A 19,689-nucleotide genomic window follows, 5' to 3' on the forward strand; every position below is an offset into this window, starting at 1 on the left:
AGTGAGCCGCCGATGTGGTTTCGCGGGTGGCTTCACCGGCGAGCTCGTCGTCGAAGCCGACCAGGACTTCCGGCTCGGCACACCGGCGTGCGGCTACCGCGAGATCGCGCGAAGCGTGTCAACGACGAAGCGGTGGTCTTCCAGTTGCGGAAGCCCGGAAACGCCGAACCATCCCACCACGCCGGTGGCGCGAACGCGTAGTGGCACTGCGCCTCCGGCGGCCGCATACCTTGAGGCCGGCAGTCCGAACTTCTCCGCCAGCGTCACCTGCTTGTCCTGGCAGAGCCGCGCCATGTACAGCGACGAGTGCTCGAACCGCATCACCACCCGTCCCTTGCGACGCAGCCACGCGTCGTTGTCCCGCGTCGAACCCGGCAGGCCGCAGTGGAACAACTGGCGCCCGGCCCGCCACACACCCACCGCGATCGGTAGCCGCTGCTCCCTCGCGGCGGCAACGGCCAGCATTCCCAACTCGTACGCGTCCGACTCCGACAGGGCCGGAAGCTCCAGCTCGCCCTCCTCGCGCAGCAGCTCATCCAGCGTCGGCCACGGGTCACGGTCAAGTGGCATACGCAAATTCTCCTCGTCGAGTGGGGGACTGCCCCGGGCTTGGTTGACTCGCGGTGTTGAGTGGTTCAGGCCGCGTGTGCGTGCCCGTTGATTGTCTCAAACTCGATGGGTGTGAGTCGTCCGAGGCGTCGTTGGCGTCGGCGGCGGTGGTAGGTCCGTTCGATCCAGGTCACGATCGCCGGGCGCAGCTCCCCTGTGGTGGACGAAGCGACGGTGCTGAACGCGTCGGCCTGACCTCGGCGGCCGACGACGGGGTGGGCGCGCCGATCACCAGGCGCAGGGCGCGTAGTCCTTCAGGAAGCAGCCGTACAGGTCTTCGCCCTGTTCGCCGCGGACGATCGGGTCGTACACCCGGGCCGCGCCGTCGACCAGGTCCAGCGGGGCGTGGAAGCCGGCGTCCGCCAGCCGCATCTTCGTCGGGTGGGGCCGCTCGTCGGTGATCCAGCCGGTGTCGACGCTGGTCATCAGGATGCCGTCGGCCAGCATCTCCTGGGCGCTGGTCCGGGTCAGCATGTTCAGCGCGGCCTTGGCCATGTTGGTGTGCGGGTGCCCCGGCCCCTTGTAGCCGCGGGCGAACTGGCCCTCCATCGCAGACACGTTCACCACGTACTTGCGGCGGGCGGTCGCTGCGGCCATCGCCGGTCGCAGCCGGCTGACCAGCACGAACGGCGCGGTCACGTTGCACAGCTGCACTTCGAGCAACTCGATCGGGTCCACCTCGTGCACCCGCTGCACCCAGCTGTTGACCGGGTCGAGGTCTGGCACCAGACCGCCGGCGTCGATGGCGGTGGCCGCCGCGATCCGTTCCGGCGAGGCGGAGCCGCTGGTCAGCGCCAGCGCGGTGAGCGCGTGCGGGGTGATCGCGGCCGACTGCGGCGGGGCGGTCAGGCTGGCCGCCGGGTCGCCCCGGCCGGCCGGTTTGGCGAACGTGATCATCTCCGGCAGCGGGCCGTCCGGCAGGGCCGCCGCCTCCGCGGCGACGAGCTGCGCGTACGCCCCGGGCGTGCGGCGGACGGTCTGCGCCGCGTTGTTGATCAGGATGTCGAGTGGTCCCTGGCCGCTGACCGAGTCAGCGAGGGCGATCACCTGGGCGGGGTCGCGCAGGTCGATCCCGACGATCCGCAGGCGGTGCAGCCAGTCCCCGCTGTCCGGCATCGCGGCGAATCGGCGGACCGCGTCGTGCGGAAACCGCGTCGTCACCGTGGTGTGCGCGCCGTCGCGCAGCAGCCGCAGCGCGATGTACATGCCGATCTTCGCCCGGCCGCCGGTGAGCAGCGCGCGCCGGCCGGTCAGGTCGGTGCGGGCGTTCCGGCGCTCCCGGTTGAGCGCGGCGCAGGGCGGGCAGAGCTGATGGTAGAAGGCATCCACCTCGCGGTAGCGCTGCTTGCAGACGTAGCAGCCGCGCGGATTGTGCAGGAAGCCGGCCGTGGCACCCACGGTGGGGGAGGCGAGCGGGATGCCCTGGGTCTCGTCGTCGATCCGGCCCGGGGCACCGGTGGCGGTGGCCGCCGTCACCGCGCGGTCGGCCGCCGCAATGGCATCCCGCCGTTCCTCGCGTCGCCGCTGCTTGATCACCTTGTAGAGCTTCGCGGTGGCCCGTTGCACCCGCACCACGTCGGGGTGATCGGGAGGCAGGTCCTCCAACGCCTCAAAGACGCTGAGACAGGTCTCCAGCCGGCCGGGGTCAATGCCGTATTGACCCGTTTCGGTAATATTGTCCGCCGTCATGCCGTCGCTGTCTCGTTCCGTTCCCTGCGCCGGATCTACCCGGCCCACCCCAAGTCCGACCCGGAACTGTACGCACCGCGCGGCCTCCGACGCATCCCGCGTCCCGGTCGGGGCCGTCGCCGACGCCGAAGTCACACCCGCGGGTACCAACCGCGCCCCAAGGCGGATCCAGCGAGTGTTCTCACGAACGTCCGGACGTCGGCCCGGAAGGTAGGACGCGTTCTCTGGCGGACGGTGGCAAAACGGCGCCGGAGATCTCGCCCATTCGGAAAGGGGTGCGGCTGAACCGGTGGGTTTGGTGCGGCTTGTCGCGTCGCTGCCCGGGGGTAGGGGTGTTCGCTCTGGTGGTGCGGTTTGATCTTCGTGATGAGGAATCGGCGGCAAGGTTCGACGAGTTGAGGCGCGCGGATGCTGCCGCCGGCGCCCTGATAGCCCTTGTCCGCGATGGTCATCACGCCCGCCATCGGTGAGCGCGTCGATGATGCCGTGGGGTCCGGGCCGTGGTCAGGTGTGGTGGCCTCGCCTGCCCTGTGCAGTGGATGCGGTGGTCGTGCCAGCGTGCGATTCCCTTGGTGCCCGCAGCCAGGTAGCGGACGACCGCGCGGACGTTGCGGCAGGACGCCGCAGCGTCAGCGCGCGGCCGCGGCGGGCTCTCGCGCGGTCGGTCCGTCGACCGCCAGGTCGGCCAGGTCGCGCAGACCGCGGACGGGGGAGAAGAGCAGGGCCAGTGGGGCCAGCACCGCCGCCGCGGCGAAGGCGAAGAGGGTGACCCGGGCGCCGACCAGCCCGGCGAGGGTGCCGGCGACCAGCCCGCCGACCGGGATGGCGCCCCAGGAGACGAACCGGACCGTGGCCATCACCCGGGAGAGCAGTTCCGGTGGGCTCGCGATCTGCCGGTAGGTGCGGGTGGTCACGCTGAGCACCACCACGCCGCCGGCGAAGGCCACGTTGCCCGCTGCGAACGCCAGGTATGCCTTCCAGCCGACGCCGACCGGGACGAGGAACGCGCCGCCGACGGCGATCAGGCAGGCGACCACGAGGGACCGGGCCGTGCCCCACCGTCCGGTGATCCACGGGGTCAGCGTGGCGCCCACCAGCGACCCGACGCCCTCCACGGCCAGCAGCACGCCGACCAGCGCGGCCGGCGCGTGCAGCTCCCGGACCAGGTAGAGCGGGTAGACCGCGAGTTGGGCGCCGCAGACGAAGTTCACCGCCGTCGCCGTCCACATGGTCGGCCCCATCACGGGGTGGCGGGTCACGTAGCGCCAGCCCTCGCCGATCATCTCGCGGAGCGGGGGCCACCGGTCCGGGGCGTCGACCCGCCGCGCGGGCAGCGAGCGCAGCAGCGCGGCCGAGACCAGGTAGCTGGCCGCGTCGACCAGCACCGTCGGCACCGCGCCGAGCGCCTGCACCGCGAGCCCGCCCAGGGACGGGCCGCTGAGCTGGGTGGCGGCGTGCGTGGCCGAGGTGAGGCTGTTGCGGGCGTGCAACTGCTCCCGACCGACGATGGCCGGCAGGAAGGTGGCGTTGGCGACGTCGAAGAGCACGTTGGCGAAGCTGACGACCAGCGCCACGACGACCAGTTGGGCGACGGTCAGCCAGCCCCACCACCAGGCCACGGGGATGGACGCCACCGCGACGGCGCGGGCGAGGTCGGCAGCGACCTGGGCGCCGCGCAGTGGCAGCCGCTGCACGATGACGCCGGCCGGCAGCCCGATAACCAGCCAGGCGACGTAGCTCGCGGCGGCGATCAGGCCCATCTCGAACGCGGACGCGTCGAGCACGGTCAGCGCGGTCAACGGCAGCGCCACCGCGCCGACCGCCGACCCGACCAGGCTGGTCGTGCCGGCGGCCCACCAGCGCCAGAACACTCCGGCCCCCTGCCTGACGGTCATGCCGCCGACCCCCGTTCCCGAGCCAGTGAGTTCCAATCTGAAACGGACTATAGTCGAGTGGTCGGCCGGACGGGAGGTGGGATGTGAAGCGGACGGATCTCGGCGACGCGGACTGCGGCATCGCCCAGGCCCTCGGTGTGCTCGGCGACTGGTGGACCTTCCTGATCGTCCGCGACATCGCCGGCGGCACCACCCGGTTCGACGCGCTGCAGCGCGAGCTCGGCGTCAGCCGGCGGGCCCTCACCGAGCGCCTGGGCGCGCTGGTCGAGCAGGGGGTGCTGCGGCGCCAGCCGTACTCCGCCCACCCGCCACGCCACGACTACCTGCTCACCCGCAAGGGCGAGGGGCTGCTGCCGGTGCTGATCGCCCTACAGGACTGGGGAACCCGGCACGTCATGGGCGACGGCGACCTCACCGCCACCGCCGACGCCGACTCCGCCGAGGCCCGCCGGGTGCACCAGCTGGTCGGCCGCCGGCTCCCGGCGCTGGCGCTGCCCCGGCACGACGCCGGCGAGGAGGCACCGGCCGTCCCCGGCCGGTGGACCGTCCTCTACCTCTTCCCCGGGGCGTTCGCGCCCGGCGCTCAGGGGCTGCCGCCAGGTTGGGAGGACATCCCCGGCGCCATCGGATGCACCCTCGAATCCCGCACGTACGCCGACCGGCACGACCTCTTCCGCGCCGCCGACGCCGAGGTACGCGGGGTGAGCACCCAGCGCCCCGACCAGTTGCGGGCGTTCGCCGAGCACGCCCGGCTGCCGTTCCCACTGCTGTCCGACCAGGACGGCCGGCTCGCCGCCGGTCTGCTCCTGCCGACCTTCCGGGCGGGCGGAGTGGACCGGTTCAAGCGGCTGTCCCTGCTGCTCGATCTGGACGCCGTGGTGCGCGCGGTGCAGTTCCCGGTCACCGACCCGGCCGGCTCGGTCGACGAGATGCTGGACCTCGTCGGGCGGCAGCGCACCCCCTGAACACGCACCCGGGGGAGACCTGAACGCGGCCGGTGCGCGGTCACGCCGGCACCGGGCCGACCCGGCGGCGGGCGGCGGGCACCACCAGCGGCGTCCCGGTCTCCGGGTCGTCGATGACCCGGCCGGGCAGCCCGAACACCTCCTCGACGAGGGCGGCGGTCACCACCCGGCGCGGCTCCCCGGCGGCGACCACCGCGCCGTCGCGCATGGCCACCAGGTGGGTGGCGTAGCGGGCGGCCTGGTTGAGGTCGTGCAGCATGTCCCTCGGCGCCGACCTGTCGGCGAAGAAGGTCACCGACGCCCGGGCCCGCTTCGCCGCCGCCGCCGACCAGGTCCGTGCGGCGGTCAAGGCCAACCCCGGAATCCGGGTGCTGGCGGCCTCCGGCAGCCCCGACCTGTTCTACGTCTCCAACCCGAAGGTCAGCACCGACCTGATGTACTTCGTCGAGCTGGGCGTCGACATCGTCGTGCCCACGAAGCTGGAGCAGGGCGACTACTTCGAGGCGCTCAGCTGGGAGAACGCCGGGAATTTCCCGGCCGACCTGATCCTGCTGGACAACCGCAGCACCGCGTGGCAGGCCGCCGACCTCGGCCGGAAGCCGACCTGGGCGCAGCTGCCCGCCGTCCGCGCCGGCCAGGTCACCCCCTGGGACGCGGTGCCCCGCTTCTCCTACGCCGGCGCCGCCCCGCTGCTGGAGAACCTCGCCAACGCCATCGGGGCGCGAAGACGGTCGGCGGATGAGCACCGCCCTCGCGCCCGCCCCGCCGCGGTACCGCTGCTCCGCGGTCGTCGTCGGCACGCGGCGCGTCGGCGCCTCGCTGGTCCGGGTCACCCTCGGCGGCGACGGGCTGGCCGGCTTCGCCGGTGGCGGACGGGACCAGAGCGTCCCGCTCTTCCTGCCGCACGCCGGTCAGCCCGAGCCGGTGCTGCCACCGGAGACGGGCAAGGACTGGTTCGCCGCCTGGCGCGCCATGGATCCCGCCGTCCGCGCGGTGATGCGCTCGTACACCATCCGGGAGCACCGCCCGGAGCGGGCCGAGGTGGACATCGACTTCGTCCGCCACGGCGACACCGGCCCGGCGACCCGCTGGGCCGGGCGGGCCCGGCCCGGCGACCGGGTGGTCCTGCTCGGTCCGGCGGCGCACGACGAGCGCACCGTCCGCTTCCGCCCCGCCCGCCGACACCGACGTGGTGCTGCTGGTCGCCGAGGAGACCGCGCTGCCCGCCGTCGAGGGGATCCTGGCCTGGCTGCCGGTGGGCACCCGCGCCCGGGTCCTCGTCGAGGCGCCGGACCCGGCCGACCTGCGGCCGTTGCCCACGTCGGCCGACGCCGAGGTGACGTGGGTGTTCCGCGCCCAGGGGCGGGCCGCGTTGCTGCCGGGCCTGCGCGCCGTCCCGCTGCCGACCGCGACCCCGTACGCCTGGGTCGCCGGCGAGGCGGGGATGGTGCGGGCGGTCCGGCGGCACCTGGTCGGCGAGCGCGGGCTGGACCGCCGGCACGTGACCTTCGCCGGCTACTGGCGCCGGGGCCTGTCCGAAGAGGAGCTGCGGGCGGCCGCCGGCGGCTAGGAGGTCGTCCCGGCCGTCACCCGCCCGCCCGGCCGTTCGGGGGACGCTCGGCGGCCAGGGGCAGCAGGACCCGGAAGATCGTCATCCCCGGCGCGGACTCGACCCGGATGTCGCCGCGGTGCTTGCGCACCACGATCCGGTACGAGATGTCCAGCCCGAGTCCGGTCCCGGAGCCGACCGGCTTGGTGGTGAAGAACGGCTCGAAGATGCGCGGGCGGATCTCGGGCGGGATGCCCGGGCCGGTGTCCGCGACCTCCACCATCAGCTGGTCGCCCGCACCTGCGGTACGCAGCGTCAGCACGCCCCGGTCACCCATCGCGCCCAGCGCGTTGTCGATCAGATTGGTCCAGACCTGGTTCAGCTCGGCCGCGTACGCCGGGACCGGCGGCAGTCCGCGGTCGTACTCCCGGACCACCCGGACGTCGGCGGGGATCTTCGCCTTGAACATCACCAGGGTGGCGTCCAGCAGGTCGTGCACGTCGACGACCTGGAACGGCGCGCGGTCGAGCTGGGAGTACTGCTTGGCGGCGCCGACCAGGCCGGAGATCCGGGTGACGGCGTCCCCGATCTCGCGGATCAGCAGCTCGGTGTCCACCGTGTAGGTCAGCCAGCGCACCGCCGACTCCAGGTCCGCCCGGCCCACCGCCGGCTGCACCCGGTCCAGCCAGGCGGCGTCCAGTCCGCCGGCGACCAGGGTCGGCGCGAGGTCCCACCCGGCGCGTACCTCGTGCTCGTCCAGCCAGTCGGCCACCGCGTCCTCCGCGTCGGCGGCGGCCATCGGGGAGAGCTTCGGGGCCGTCGCCACCCGGGCCACCGCCTCCTCCTGCAACTCCACCAGCCGGTGCAGCGCGCTGCCGTCCAGCCGGCCGTCGGCGATGAGCGCGAGCTTGTGCCGCATCCCGGCGACCCGGTCGCGCAGCACCGCGGTCGCCCGGACGGCCGCGCCGGCCGGGTTGTTCAGCTCGTGGGTCAGGCCCGCGGAGAGCGAGCCGAGGGCGAGCAGCCGCTCGCGCTCACCCACGATCTTCTGGGTGTCCCGCATGCCGAAGAACAGCCCCTCCAGCAGGTGCATCGCCATCGGGAACCAGGAGCGCAGGGCGTGCGCGAAGTCCTCCGCGGGCAGGACGAAGAACTCGGCGTCGGTCACCGCCCGCATGGAGTTGCGGTAGACCTGCTCGACCTGGTCGTCCAGGTACGCCTGGGTCGCGCCGCCGTACACGCCGCGCTGGTCGGTCCGGCTGACCTCCACTTCGTCGCCGCCGACCTGCCGGTGCAGGGAGACCGCCCCGCGCAGCAGGACGAAGAAGCACGTCGCGGCCTCGCCCTCGCCGTAGACGACGGTCCCACCGGCGCGCTGCTCCACCCGTCCGTGCTCGGCCAGCCAGGCGAGCTGGCCGTCGTCGAGGGCCGCGAAGAGGAACAGCGTGCGGAGCTCGTCGGGGGTGAGCCGGTCGGCCGCGGTGGTCACTGCGCCTCCAGGTAACGGTGCACGAGGGAGACGGCCATCGCGCCCTCGCCGACAGCCGAGGCGACCCGTTTGACCGACTGGGCCCGAACGTCGCCCGCGGCGAACACCCCGGGCAGGCTGCTCTCCAGGTGGTACGGGTCGCGGGAGAGCGGCCAGCCGGCGGGGCGTCGGCCGTCGACGAGGAGGTCGGGGCCGGTGACGATGAAGCCCCGCGGGTCGCGGACCACCAGCCCGTCCAGCCAGTCGGTGCGGGGCTCCGCGCCGATGAAGATGAACAGCCAGGACGTCGGCACGGTCCGGGTCCGCCCGGTACGGGCGTCGCAGAGGGTCAGCTCCCGCAGGTGGTCCGCGCCGGCGCCGCCGACCACGGTGGTGTGCGGGTGCACGGTGATCCGGTCGATCCGCTCCAGCTGGTCGATCAGGTAGCGGGACATCGAGGCGGTGAGGTCGGCGCCCCGGATCAGCAGGTGCACCCGGGAGGCGTACCGGGAGAAGTGCACCGCGGCCTGGCCGGCCGAGTTGGCCCCGCCGACGATGTAGACGTCCTGGTCGACGCAGCTCGGCGCCTCGGTGGCGGTGCTGCCGTAGAAGACGCCCCGTCCGGTGAAGTCGGACAACCCGGGCGCGTCGAGCACCCGGTACGACACCCCGGTGGCGAGCACCACCGTGTGGGCGGCGATCTCGCTGCCGTCGTCGAAGCGCAGCAGCCGGGCCGACCCGGCGGCGCTCAGCCCGACCACCTCGCGGGTGCTCAGCAGCTCGGCGCCGAACTTCGTCGCCTGCCGCCGGGCCCGGTCGGTGAGCTGGGCGCCGGAGACTCCGTCGGGGAAGCCGAGGTAGTTCTCGATCCGGCTGCTCTGCCCGGCCTGCCCGCCGGTGGCGCGGCGCTCCACCAGCACCGTCCGCAGCCCTTCCGACGCCCCGTACACGGCGGAGCCGAGTCCGGCGGGGCCGCCGCCGACCACGACCAGGTCGTAGAAGTCGGCCGCCGGCACCACGGTGAGCCCGGCCAGCGCGGCCAGCTCCGTCTGGGACGGTGCCACCATGGCCTTGCCCTCGGCGGTCACCACCAGCGGCAGGTCCGCCTCGGTCGCCCCGGCCGCGTCGAGCAGCCGGGCGCCCTCCGGCTCGTCCACCAGCAGCCAGCGGTACGGCACCAGGTTGCGCGCGAGGAAGTCGCGGACCTTGAACGACGGCGCGGACCACCGGTGCCCGACCACCCGCAGCTCGGCGAGGACAGCGTCGGGGCTGGCTGCCCACGCGTCGAGCAGGTTGTCCAGCACCGGGTAGAGCTTCTCCTCCGGCGGATGCCACGGCTTGAGCAGGTAGTGGTCGAGGTCGACCACGTTGATCGCATCGATGGCGGCGTCGGTGTCCGCATACGCGGTGAGCAGCACCCGGCGGGCGGCCGGGAAGATGTCCATGGCCGCCTCGAGGAACTCGATACCGGTCATCTCGGGCATGCGGTGGTCGGCCAGCAGCAGCGCCACCTGCTCGCCGCGTAGCTTGATCTCGCGCAGCGCGTCCAGCGCCTCCGGCCCGGAGTTCGCGCGGACCACGCGGTAGCGGTCACCGTACCGCCGGCGGACGTCCCGGGCGACCGCCCGGGACACCACCGGATCGTCGTCAACGGTCAGGATCGCCGGGTTCGCCATGGCGCCCATGAAACCACCTCGCCCGCGGCGGGTGAACGGGGTTGCGACGGGAGTCCCAGCTTTGGCCCTTCGGGCACGAGCCGTGACCTGGGTCGGCCGTGCGGTGCCCAGCCGGGAAAGTGACTAACATCGGCAGCGGAGTAACACCGCGCCACCCCTTGGGAGGTCCCCCATGAGCGCCGATGCCGGTAGCGACGAGGTGCAGCAGTACGACGACATCGAGGACGAGGGCGTTCTCGACGGCTCCGACACCCTCGAGGACGGTGTCGGGGACCCGCTCGACGTCGGGATCGTCGCGACCGATCGCTGGTCGGGCGCCAACCGCTTCGGCACGACCGCCGCAGAGGAGCACGCGGGCGAGTCGCTCGCCCAGCGGCTCGCCGAGGAGGAGCCCGACATCACCTCCGACAACGATCCCGCGCCCTACGCCGACGAGGACGAACTGACCCGGCGGGGATTCGACCGCGACCTGCGCGCCGGGCGGCTCGTCGACAGCAACGACGGGTTCGGCGAGGATGTCGAGGCGGGCTCCGTCGCCCGGGAGGTCGGCATCGACGGCGGTGGCGCCAGCGCCGAGGAGGCCGCGGTGCACGTCATCGATCAGCCCTATGCCGAGTCGGAGACGCCGCTGTGGTGAACGGCCGGTAGCCGCCGGTCGCGGCTTCCGCTAGGTCACCCCGTCCAGGGCTGAGGGCCCGGACAGGGTGACCCACCGGACGCCGACTCACCAGGGCGCGGGCGCCGGCGGCGGTACGACCGTCGGGCGGTCGTTGCAGGTGATGGTGTTCGGCAGCAGCCACGGCGCCAGCCAGCCATCGTCGTTGCCGCCGAGGTCGGTCAGGCTGAACTCGGAGCCGGCCGGGGTGAAGTGGAACGATCCGCAGTTGTTGACCCCGACCGCCCCGACGTTGCGGGCGTCGACGTTGGCGAAGGAGGCGGAGCCGGCCGTGCGGGCGCTGACCACCGAGGTGCCGGTGCCGTCGACCCGGACGTCCCGGAAGTGGACGTTGGTGATCGCGACCTGGTCCTTCACCGGCCAGTCGCTGACCAGCATGATCGCGTTGTAGGTGTTGTCCAGGAAGGCGTCCCCGACGACCTGGATGTCCGCGTCGATGCTGCGGTCCAGCGCGAAGAACCAGATCGCGCCGAGGCCGATGTTCCAGTTCAGCTCGTAGGTGCCGGCGCGCACGGTGGTGTTGTCGGTGATCCAGAGGTGCCCGGTGAACGGCTCGGCGCCGAACCGGGAGCCGACCTGGATGGCGCTGCCCTCGCGGACCGGATCGGCGATGAGGTTGTGCGACACAGTGTTGTCCGTGCCGCCGTAGAGGGCGATGCCGTTGGCCAGGACCGGGGACTGGACGGTGTTGTGGTCGAAGGTGTTGTGGGCGTTGCCGGTCCGCTCCGACCACATGGCCAGGCCGTCGTCGCCCGTGTTGCGGATGAAGCTGTTCGAGACCGACGAGTGGGTGACGCCGGTGTGGAAGTTGAGGCCGTCGGCGATCTGGTCGGCGATGACGGTGTCGGTGACCCGCAGGTCGGTCATCGGCCCGTCGAACCACATGCCCACTTTGGTGTGGTGCAGGTACAGGCCGTCGATGGTGGAGTGGTTGAGCGCCCCGCCGATCGCGTTGACCTGGTCGAGGTCGATCCGCTCCCGGACGTCGCCCTCGATGGCGAAGCGGGAGAGGTGGACGTTGCTGCTGCCGCCGACCGCCGCGTCCCGGCCGTAGAAGCCGACCCCGGTGTGCACCGAGCCGTCGGGGGCGGGGGTGTCCAGCATGACCTCCCGGCCCCGCACGACGGTGTACCAGCTGCCGGCGCCCTCGATCGTCACGTCGTCGACGATGATGTGCCGGTTGACCTGGTACGTGCCCGGCGGGAGGTAGACCGTCCGGTGGGTGCGGCGGGCCACCGAGATGGCCCGGTCCAGCGCGTCGGCCGAGTCGCGCCGGCCGGACGGGTCGGCGCCGAGGGCGACGGCGTTCACCGCGTGCGGCGCCACGTGCGGCGGTCCGACGAGCTCGGAGTCCAGCAGGTCGATGACCGTCCAGGCGGCGGCGCTGCCGGCCGGCGCGGTCAGCCGGACGATCTCGCCGGCGCGGTGGGTGCGGCCCAGCAGCAGGCGCTGCTCCTCGTAGAAGTGGTGCGGCCGGAAGGGCTTGCTGATTGTCGGCGCGGGCGTGGTGGCCGCCGGGACGCAGGCGCACTCGGTGATCCACCAGTCGGGGTGCAGCAGCCCGGCGTCGGGGTCGTTGCTGAACGGGTACTGGTTGTAGAGCCAGGCGTACTGCGAGGTCAGGGTCATCGTGCGGGGCCGACCGCCCACGGCGACGTCGAGGGGCGCGGTGATGCCGCCGCCGTCGGGCGAGTCCGGAATGCTGTACCGGATGGTGATCGCGTTTGCCGCCGCCGGCAGGGTGAACTCGACGTACTGCCCGGGGGTCAGCCGGACCGCCCGGCGGCCGGAGGCCTCGCTCGCCAGCGTGTACGCGGACCGGTCGGGACCGATCACCGTGCCGGTGGTCCGGGCGTGTTCGGCCTCCTGCTCGAGAAAGCCGACGGCGGCGCCGCGGCCGGCGACGAGCGACGGGTCGAGCGCGGCCCGGGTGACCGCGGGCGCCGGACCGGCGGGCCGGGGACCGGCCGCGGCGGCGCCCCCGGTTAGCACGCTCAGCGCCACCGCCGCGGTGACCGCGGCGGTCCGGGCGGCGCGGCGGCGCCGGCGTCCCGGCGCGGCGTCCTCGTCGAAGCTTCCGTACATCGGATGACCCACTCTCTCGGGTTGGTCTGACGGATGCCGCCGCCCCGACGTCCCGATGGCGTCGCTCGCGGGACGGCCTGCTGGGGCAGCCGTGGGCGTGACGCGCTCATGTTATTGCTGCAGGTTGTGGATATTCAAGCATCGCTTTGTTCATATCTTGCGATGAGGTGGTGGTCGAGCCGGAGCCGGCAGGGCGGCCGCCGGCTCCGACAGCGCCGAGGTCGATGACCGCGGCCAGCCGGCCGTCGCGCACCAGCAGGTTCCCGGCATCAGGTCGCCGTGCAGCCACACGTCGGGCCCGTCGTGGGGGGGGGCCGCGTCTCGGCACTTCGCCCAGGTCCGGGCCAGCCGCGCGGTGTCGGTCAGGTGAGTGCTCTCGCCCAGGTCCCACCGCACGTACGCGTCCCTGGTGTGCAGCGGACCGCCTCGGCCGCGTCCGTCCCAGGTACGCCCGCCGGTCTCCATGTCGTGCACGGCCGCGACGAACGCGGCCAGGTCGGCGGCGAACACCACTGAAATCACCGGGCAGCACATGGTTCATTTCTTGCAAGAATTCGACGTAGGATTGCGGCCGTGACGAAACGGTTGACTGAGGTGGCCCGCAAGGCGGGCGTCAGCGAGGCCACCGTGAGCCGGGTGCTCAACGGCCGCGGCGGCGTCTCCGAGGCCACCAGGACCGCGGTGCTGACCGCCCTCGACGTGCTCGGTTACGAGCGGCCGACCAAGCTGCGCGGCGAGCGCGCCCGGCTGGTCGGGCTGGTCCTGCCCGAGCTGCAGAACCCGATCTTCCCGGCGCTGGCCGAGGTGGTGACCGGCTCCCTCGCCCAACGGGGTTTCACGCCCGCGCTCTGCGCCCGCACCATCGGTGGGGTGTCCGAGGCGGACTACGTGGAGATGCTGCTGGACCACCAGGTCTCCGGCGTCATCTTCGCCGGTGGCTCGTACGCCCTCGCCGACGCCACCCACGAGCACTACCGGCGGCTGATCGACCGGGGGCTGCCGGTGGTGCTGGTCAACGCGGGCGTGGACGAGCTGGGGTTCCCCCGGGTCTCGACCGACGACGCGGTGGCCGTGGAGCAGGCGTACGGGCACCTGCGTTCGCTCGGGCACGAGCGGATCGGCATGGTGCTCGGCCCCGAGGACCACGTCCCGTCGCGGCGCAAGCTCGCGGCGATGCACCGGATCGCCGGCTGGACCGACCCGGGGGAGTGCGTGGAGCGGTCGAGCTTCTCCATGGAGGGTGCCCGGGTGGCCGCCACCAAGCTGGTGAACCGGGGGATCACCGGCATCGTCTGCGCGAGCGACGTGCTGGCGCTGGGCGCGATCCGCGCGGTCCGCCGGCTGGGCCGCGCGGTGCCGGAGGACGTCTCGGTGGTCGGGTTCGACGACTCGGCGTTCATGACCTGCACCGATCCGCCGCTGACCACCGTGCGACAGCCGATCGAGACGATGGGTCAGGCGGCCGTCGACCTGCTGGTGACCCAGATCGAGGGCGCCGGCGTGCTCGGCGACGAGCTGCTCTTCGAACCGGAGCTGGTGGTGCGCGGTTCGACCGGGCCGGCGCGGGCCGCGACCGGGTAGCGCGGGACGGAGCACAAAAAGGACGGACCCTACTAGGTCCGTCCTTTTTTGCGTTCGGAACGGTGTCAGTCCTTGTCTTTCATATTTCGGTTCAGTTCTTGCGCGGCATGGTCCGGCTTTGTATCGTCATCGCCACGAAACATTCCGTGCAACAGAGCTGGATCACCATCCCGCGCTGGCCCGGCGCAGATTCAGGCGGCAGGTCACATGGCGGAGACAGATCAGTAGCAGGGGTTTGGCCGCGGTGACGATCACCGCAGATCAGCGAAGGTCATAGCGACTCCCGTTCCCGAAGGGATGGACAGATGTCCGTACCGAAGTACCGGAAGGCTGCGGCGTCAGCGCTCGTGGCCGGCCTGGGGCTCAGCCTGGTGGCTTGCTCCACGAAGAGTGACGACGCAGCGACCAAGGCGAGCGGCAAGGTCACCATCACCGTCGACTGCCAGCCGGTCGGCGCCCAGAAAGAGCTGCTGAAGAACTGGAACGACGACGTCGTCGAGTTCCAGCGGCAGAACCCCAACATCGTCGTCAAGAGCGTCAGCGTCGGCGAGCAGTGCAACAACCCGCCGGACTTCACGGCTCGCCTCGCCGGCGGCACCGTCACCGACCTGTTCTACGGGTACATGACCGATCTCCAGCAGGTGCTCGACTCCGGTCAGGCGATGGACATCACCGAGTTCGCCAACAAGGACACGGTCCCGACCTGGGACAGCGTCGACCCGGCGCTCAAGGAGGTCTTCACCGACGGCGGCAAGCTCTATGCCGTCCCGGTGAAGAACTACTCGATGGGCCTGGTCTACAACAAGGTCCTGTTCCAGCGGGCGGGGCTCGACGTGAACAACCCGCCCAAGACGTGGGGCGAGGTCCGGGCCGCCGCCGAGAAGATCTCCGCGCTCGGCAACGGCATCGCCGGATACTCGGAGTACAGCGCCGGCAACACCGGAGGTTGGCACTTCACCTCCTTGCTCTACTCCCAGGGCGGCCAGGTGCTGACCGCCGACGGCAAGAAGGCCGACTTCAACAACGCGATGGGCAAGCAGGTCCTGCAGAACCTCAAGGACATGCGGTACGGCGACAACAGCATGGGCGACCGCCAACTGCTGCAGTGGGCTGACCTGCTGACCAACGCCGGCGCGGGCAAGGTCGGCATGTTCGTCGGCGCGCCGGACGCCACCCAGGCGATCGTCAGCCAGTTCCAGGGCAAGTTCCAGGACTGGGCGATGGCCCCGCTGCCCGGCCAGGACGGCGCGGCGAAGGGGACGCTCGGTGGTGGCGAGGGTTACTTCTTCAAGAAGGGCCTCACCCCCGAGCAGGTCAAGGCCGGTCTGAAGTGGATCGCGTACCAGAAGCTGACGCCGGGCAAGGGCCAGTTCGACTACGTCCGGGCCAAGCCGCAGAACTACCCGGTGGGCCTGCCCCAGCCGCTGCTCTTCGCCACAGGCAGCGACGCGCAGAAGCAGGAACTCGAGCTGCGCAAGGCGAACGCGAACGTCGACACCGCGAACTTCGCGATCTTCGAGGCGAACCCGGTCCCGATCAATGGTGAGCCACGCAACGCGCAGGCGATCTACGCGGTGCTCGACGCCGCGATGTCCGGTGTGCTGACGAACCCGAACGCGAACATCGACGCGCTGCTCAAGACGGCCGAAGACAAGGTCAACCAGCTCCTGGCCGCCGAAAAATGATCCGAAGGTGTGGGGGCTGGCCGGCCGCCGGCCCTCACACCGTCCGCGCGGCACCGTCGACGTCACTGACTCACACAGGAGTTGCCTTGGCGATCACCACCGTCCCGGGGACCAAGAGAGAACCGGGTCGACCCGCGTCGCCGTACCCGCCAGGGCCGCAGCGTACGAGCCTCGGCCGCAAGGTACGCGACAATCTCACCGGGCACGCGTTCCTGATCGGCGCGGTGATCTGCTTCGCGTTCTTCTCCTGGTATCCGATGATCCGCGGCGTCGTCATGAGCTTCCAGCGCACCCGGCGCGGCGTCACGACCTGGGTCGGCTGGGACAACTACGACCGCATCATCGCCGATCCCAGCTTCTGGACGGCCTGGAAGAACACGTTCTACTTCACGATTCTCGCGCTGGTACTCGGGTACGCGGTGCCGTTCTTCGTGGCGATCCTGCTCAACGAGTTTCGCCACGCGAAGGGGTACCTGCGGATCCTGGTCTACCTGCCGGTGATGCTGCCGCCGGCCTCGGCGCTCTTTCTCTTCAAGTTCTACGCGTACGACCCCGGCGACGCGGGACTCTTCAACTCGATCCTCAAGGCGCTGCACCTGCCGACATCGCAGTGGATGCAGTCCCCCGAGATGACGATGCCGGCGATGGTGATCGCGTCGACCTGGATGAACATGGGCGGCGCGGTACTGATCTACCTGGCGGCACTGCAGAACATCCCCGGCGAACTCTACGAAGCGGCCGAGCTCGACGGCGCCGGGATCTGGCGGCGGATCCGCCACGTCACAATCCCGCAGACCCGGCTGATCCTCGCGCTCCTGGCGATGCTGCAGATCGTCGCCACGATGCAGTTCTTCATCGAACCGCTGATCCTCGCGAACGGTACGGGCGCGGAGGACTCCGCGACCTCGGTGGCGTACCTCATCTACCAGCACGGGTTCTTCCAGAACGACCTCAACGGCGCCGCGGCGCTCGGCGTGATCATGCTCGTGGTGCTGGCCGGCTTCTCCGCCGTCTACGTGCGGCTCAGCTCGAAACAGGACTAGGACGGGACGACCCATGGCACCGGACTCCGGGACCCGGACCCTCATCTCCCACGCTCAGCTTCGGCGGGGGCGCGGCAAGGTCATCTACTGGACGCTGCTCGCCGTCGTCGTCGTGGGCTTCACGCTCGTCTTCCTCGGGCCGCTCTACTGGATGGTCACCGGCGCGCTCAAGTCCGGCCAGGAGATCGCGCAGACCCCGCCATCGCTGTTCCCGAAGGATCCCCAGTCGCAGAACTACGCTGATGCGTGGAACAACCTGAACCTCGCCAAGCTGCTGTTCAACACGTTCTACTACGCGGCTGGCGCGCTGGTGTTCCAGCTCGTCCTCGACACCGCCGCGGCGTACGCCTTGTCGAAGCTTCGACCGGTGTTCGGCAACGTGATCCTCGGCCTGATGCTGGCAACGCTGATGATCCCGGCGATGGTCCTCATCGTTCCGCAGTACGTGACCGTGATCGACCTGCCGATCCTGCACCTCAACCTGCTCGACTCGCCGTTTGCGATCTGGCTGCCCGCGGTCGCGAACGCGTTCAACATCTTTCTGCTGAAACGGTTCTTCGACTCGATCCCGGAGGAGTTGATGGCGGCGGCCCTCATGGACGGGGCGACGCCGCTACGCACGCTGTGGTCGATCATCCTGCCGATGTCGCGCCCCATCCTCGGCGTCGTCTCGATCTTCGCCGTGACGGCGGTCTGGAAGGACTTTCTCTGGCCGAAGCTGGTCATGCCGTCGCCCGAGACCCGGACGGTCAGCGTCGGCATCTACGCCTTCTCGGGTGGTACGCCCATGAACGTGGTGATCGCCGCGTCGGTCATCGCCGCGATCCCGACCGTCATCGTCTTTCTGATCTTCCAGCGGAACATCATGTCCGGTCTGACCACAGGCAGCCTCAAAGGATAGCCCCGAAGATGCGCGGCGAACAACGACCGTTCGCCTGATCCACATTCAGGTCCGGCGAACCCGCCGACGTACTGACGCAGAAGGCAGGTGCTCGTGTCCACACCAGGCAATAGTCCGTGGTGGCGTGGAGCGGTGATCTACCAGGTGTACCCACGTAGCTTCGCCGACGGCAATGGCGACGGCATCGGCGACATCGCCGGCATCCGGTCCCGGCTGAATCACCTGTCCGCGCTTGGCGTCGACGCGATCTGGTACAGCCCCTGGTACCCCTCCCCGATGGCCGACGCCGGCTACGACGTGGCCGACTACCGCGACATCGACCCGGTTTTCGGCACCCTGGCCGAGGCGGAGGCGCTGATCGCGGAGGCACACGCGCTCGGCATCCGGACCATCGTCGACGTGGTGCCGAACCACTGCTCCGACGTGCATCCCTGGTTCCAGGCGGCACTCGCCGGCGGCCCCGAGGCGCCCGAGCGCGAGCTGTTCTGGTTCCGCCCGGGTCGCGGCCCGGACGGCTCGCAGAAGCCCACCGACTGGGTCTCGCCGTTCGCCGGCGACACCTGGACCAGGACCACCAACCCGGACGGCACGCCGGGCGACTGGTACCTGCACCTCTTCGCCCCGCAGCAGCCCGACTTGAACTGGGACCACCCCCGGGTGCGCGCCGAGTTCGAGGACATCCTGCGGTTCTGGCTCGACCGGGGCGTGGACGGCATCCGGATCGACTCGGCGGCGATGCTGGCCAAGGACCCGACGCTGCCCGAAGCCACCCCGGACGGCCCGAACCCGTTCATCGACGTGGACGCGGTGCACGAGATCTACCGCAGCTGGCGGCGGATCGCCGACAGCTACCCCGGCGAGCGGGCGCTGATCGGCGAGGTGTGGCTGCCCGACCATGAGCGGTTCGCCAACTACCTCCGCCCCGACGAGCTGCACGCGGCCTTCAACTTCGACTTCCTCGGCTGTGCCTGGGAGCCTGCCGCGCTGCGGGCCTGCATCGACGCGACCCTGGCCGCGCACGCCCCGGTCGGCGCCCCGGCCACCTGGGTGCTGTCCAACCACGACGTCACCCGGCACGTCACCCGGTACGGCCGGGCGGACACCACCTTCAGCTTCGCGGCCAAGCGCGAGGGGGTCCCCACCGACCTGGAGCTGGGCACCCGGCGGGCCCGGGCCGCCGCGCTGCTCTCCCTCTCGTTGCCCGGCGCGGCCTACGTCTACCAGGGCGAGGAGCTGGGCCTCTGGGAGGTCGAGGACATCCCGTACGAGCTGCGCCAGGACCCGATGTTCCAGCGGTCCGGCCGGGTCGACCCCGGTCGGGACGGCTGCCGGGTGCCGCTGCCCTGGACCGGCGACACGCCGCCGTTCGGCTTCAGCCCGGACGGCTCGGCGGCGCCCTGGCTGCCGCAACCGACCGACTGGAAGGACCGCACGGTCCGCGCGCAGACCGGCGACCCGCACTCCATGCTCGAGCTGTACCGGGCCGCCATCGCCCTCCGCCGGGCCGACCCGGCGCTGGGCGACGGCGAGCTGACCTGGCTGCCGTCCCCCGACGGGGTGCTGGCGTTCAGCCGGAGCGGCGGATTCCGCTGCCTGGTCAACCTCGCCGACGCGGCGGTGCCGCTGCCGCCGCACGAGCGGCTGCTGCTGGCCAGCGGGCCGCTCGACGACGACCTGCTGCCGCCGGACACCGCCGTCTGGCTGCGGACCACCGGGGAGCCCGCCGCGCCGGCCGTCCCGGCCTGACCCGGGCGCCGCGGCGCCGGCGGTCCGTCCCCCGACCCGGCCACCAGGGTGTGGGTCGCCAGAGGGAACGGCGGCGGTCGCTGGAACGGTGCAGCGAGAGGTCCGGCGCCGGTGCCGTCGC

At 71.5% G+C, this 19,689-nt stretch carries 15 protein-coding genes and 4 pseudogenes; 10 read left to right on the forward strand and 9 right to left on the reverse strand.

Going from position 1 to position 19,689, the window contains the following annotated elements; translation table 11 throughout:
• Positions 1-93 precede the first annotated feature (93 nt).
• The 4 genes and pseudogenes from EV384_RS19260 to EV384_RS19270 all read right to left on the reverse strand — a co-directional run bounded on the left by EV384_RS19260 (position 94) and on the right by EV384_RS19270 (position 4,193).
• Positions 94-570, reverse strand: coding sequence for a heme-degrading domain-containing protein (locus EV384_RS19260; protein WP_130335273.1), 477 nt, complete (start codon positions 568-570; stop codon positions 94-96).
• Positions 571-635: 65 nt separating this feature from the next.
• Positions 636-773, reverse strand: a pseudogene (locus EV384_RS35460) (IS3 family transposase); the annotation flags it as partial.
• A gap of 64 nt (positions 774-837) precedes the next feature.
• Complete coding sequence (locus EV384_RS19265) at positions 838-2,298, reverse strand: SDR family oxidoreductase (RefSeq protein ID WP_130335275.1); 1,461 nt, start codon at positions 2,296-2,298, stop codon at positions 838-840.
• A 629-nt stretch (positions 2,299-2,927) separates the two neighbouring features.
• Positions 2,928-4,193 (reverse strand): MFS transporter, encoded by a 1,266-nt coding sequence (locus EV384_RS19270; RefSeq protein WP_130335277.1) that lies wholly within the window; start codon positions 4,191-4,193, stop codon positions 2,928-2,930.
• Between the two features lie 83 nt (positions 4,194-4,276).
• On the opposite strand from EV384_RS19270, the gene EV384_RS19275 reads away from it, so the two are divergent.
• Positions 4,277-5,158, forward strand: coding sequence for a winged helix-turn-helix transcriptional regulator (locus EV384_RS19275; RefSeq protein ID WP_130335279.1), 882 nt, complete (start codon positions 4,277-4,279; stop codon positions 5,156-5,158).
• 40 nt (positions 5,159-5,198) lie between these two features.
• On the opposite strand, the pseudogene fecE reads toward EV384_RS19275, so the two are convergent.
• Positions 5,199-5,417 (reverse strand): annotated as a pseudogene (fecE, locus tag EV384_RS19280) (Fe(3+) dicitrate ABC transporter ATP-binding protein FecE); the annotation flags it as partial.
• A 1-nt stretch (position 5,418) separates the two neighbouring features.
• Between fecE and EV384_RS19285 the strand changes: the two are divergent.
• From EV384_RS19285 to EV384_RS35470, 3 genes and pseudogenes are all read left to right on the forward strand, one after another.
• A pseudogene (locus EV384_RS19285) lies at positions 5,419-5,892 on the forward strand (ABC transporter substrate-binding protein); the annotation flags it as partial.
• Between the two features lie 4 nt (positions 5,893-5,896).
• Positions 5,897-6,241 (forward strand): annotated as a pseudogene (locus tag EV384_RS37320) (siderophore-interacting protein); the annotation flags it as partial.
• A gap of 109 nt (positions 6,242-6,350) precedes the next feature.
• Positions 6,351-6,728 carry a siderophore-interacting protein gene (locus EV384_RS35470; RefSeq protein ID WP_207232371.1) on the forward strand — a complete coding sequence of 126 codons (378 nt, stop codon included), beginning with the start codon at positions 6,351-6,353 and terminating at the stop codon, positions 6,726-6,728.
• Positions 6,729-6,744: 16 nt separating this feature from the next.
• On the opposite strand, the gene EV384_RS36765 is transcribed toward EV384_RS35470, so the two are convergent.
• Both EV384_RS36765 and EV384_RS19300 read right to left on the reverse strand, forming a co-directional pair.
• Positions 6,745-8,196 (reverse strand): ATP-binding protein, encoded by a 1,452-nt coding sequence (locus EV384_RS36765; RefSeq protein ID WP_130335281.1) that lies wholly within the window; start codon positions 8,194-8,196, stop codon positions 6,745-6,747.
• On the reverse strand, positions 8,193-9,851 hold the full coding sequence (locus EV384_RS19300) for an NAD(P)/FAD-dependent oxidoreductase (RefSeq protein WP_130340682.1): 1,659 nt from the start codon (positions 9,849-9,851) through the stop codon (positions 8,193-8,195). The genes EV384_RS36765 and EV384_RS19300 overlap by 4 nt, the downstream gene beginning before the upstream one ends.
• Before the next feature lie 172 nt (positions 9,852-10,023).
• On the opposite strand from EV384_RS19300, the gene EV384_RS19305 reads away from it, so the two are divergent.
• The gene (locus EV384_RS19305) at positions 10,024-10,488 is read left to right on the forward strand and encodes a DUF5709 domain-containing protein (RefSeq protein ID WP_130335283.1); all 465 of its coding nucleotides are present in this window, start codon (positions 10,024-10,026) and stop codon (positions 10,486-10,488) included.
• Between the two features lie 87 nt (positions 10,489-10,575).
• Here EV384_RS19305 and EV384_RS19310 read toward each other — a convergent pair whose 3' ends face one another.
• Both EV384_RS19310 and EV384_RS19315 read right to left on the reverse strand, forming a co-directional pair.
• Positions 10,576-12,612, reverse strand: a complete 2,037-nt coding sequence (locus tag EV384_RS19310) for a glycosyl hydrolase family 28-related protein (RefSeq protein ID WP_130335285.1) — start codon at positions 12,610-12,612, stop codon at positions 10,576-10,578.
• A 150-nt stretch (positions 12,613-12,762) separates the two neighbouring features.
• Positions 12,763-13,134, reverse strand: a complete 372-nt coding sequence (locus EV384_RS19315; protein WP_165439984.1) for a phosphotransferase — start codon at positions 13,132-13,134, stop codon at positions 12,763-12,765.
• 30 nt (positions 13,135-13,164) lie between these two features.
• On the opposite strand from EV384_RS19315, the gene EV384_RS19320 reads away from it, so the two are divergent.
• The 5 genes from EV384_RS19320 to EV384_RS19340 all read left to right on the forward strand — a co-directional run bounded on the left by EV384_RS19320 (position 13,165) and on the right by EV384_RS19340 (position 19,568).
• Positions 13,165-14,193 carry a substrate-binding domain-containing protein gene (locus EV384_RS19320; RefSeq protein ID WP_130335289.1) on the forward strand — a complete coding sequence of 343 codons (1,029 nt, stop codon included), beginning with the start codon at positions 13,165-13,167 and terminating at the stop codon, positions 14,191-14,193.
• A 305-nt stretch (positions 14,194-14,498) separates the two neighbouring features.
• A complete protein-coding gene (locus EV384_RS19325; protein ID WP_130335291.1) occupies positions 14,499-15,878 on the forward strand; it encodes an ABC transporter substrate-binding protein in 1,380 nt (459 codons plus the stop codon).
• Positions 15,879-15,964: 86 nt separating this feature from the next.
• A complete protein-coding gene (locus tag EV384_RS19330; protein ID WP_130335293.1) occupies positions 15,965-16,921 on the forward strand; it encodes a carbohydrate ABC transporter permease in 957 nt (318 codons plus the stop codon).
• A 13-nt stretch (positions 16,922-16,934) separates the two neighbouring features.
• Positions 16,935-17,822: a carbohydrate ABC transporter permease gene (locus EV384_RS19335; RefSeq protein ID WP_130335295.1), complete on the forward strand. Its 888-nt coding sequence runs from the start codon at positions 16,935-16,937 to the stop codon at positions 17,820-17,822.
• A 132-nt stretch (positions 17,823-17,954) separates the two neighbouring features.
• Positions 17,955-19,568, forward strand: coding sequence for a glycoside hydrolase family 13 protein (locus EV384_RS19340; RefSeq protein ID WP_242624162.1), 1,614 nt, complete (start codon positions 17,955-17,957; stop codon positions 19,566-19,568).
• Positions 19,569-19,689 lie beyond the last annotated feature (121 nt).

Origin of the sequence: Micromonospora kangleipakensis (genome assembly GCF_004217615.1) — a bacterium.
GTDB lineage: Bacteria > Actinomycetota > Actinomycetes > Mycobacteriales > Micromonosporaceae > Micromonospora > Micromonospora kangleipakensis.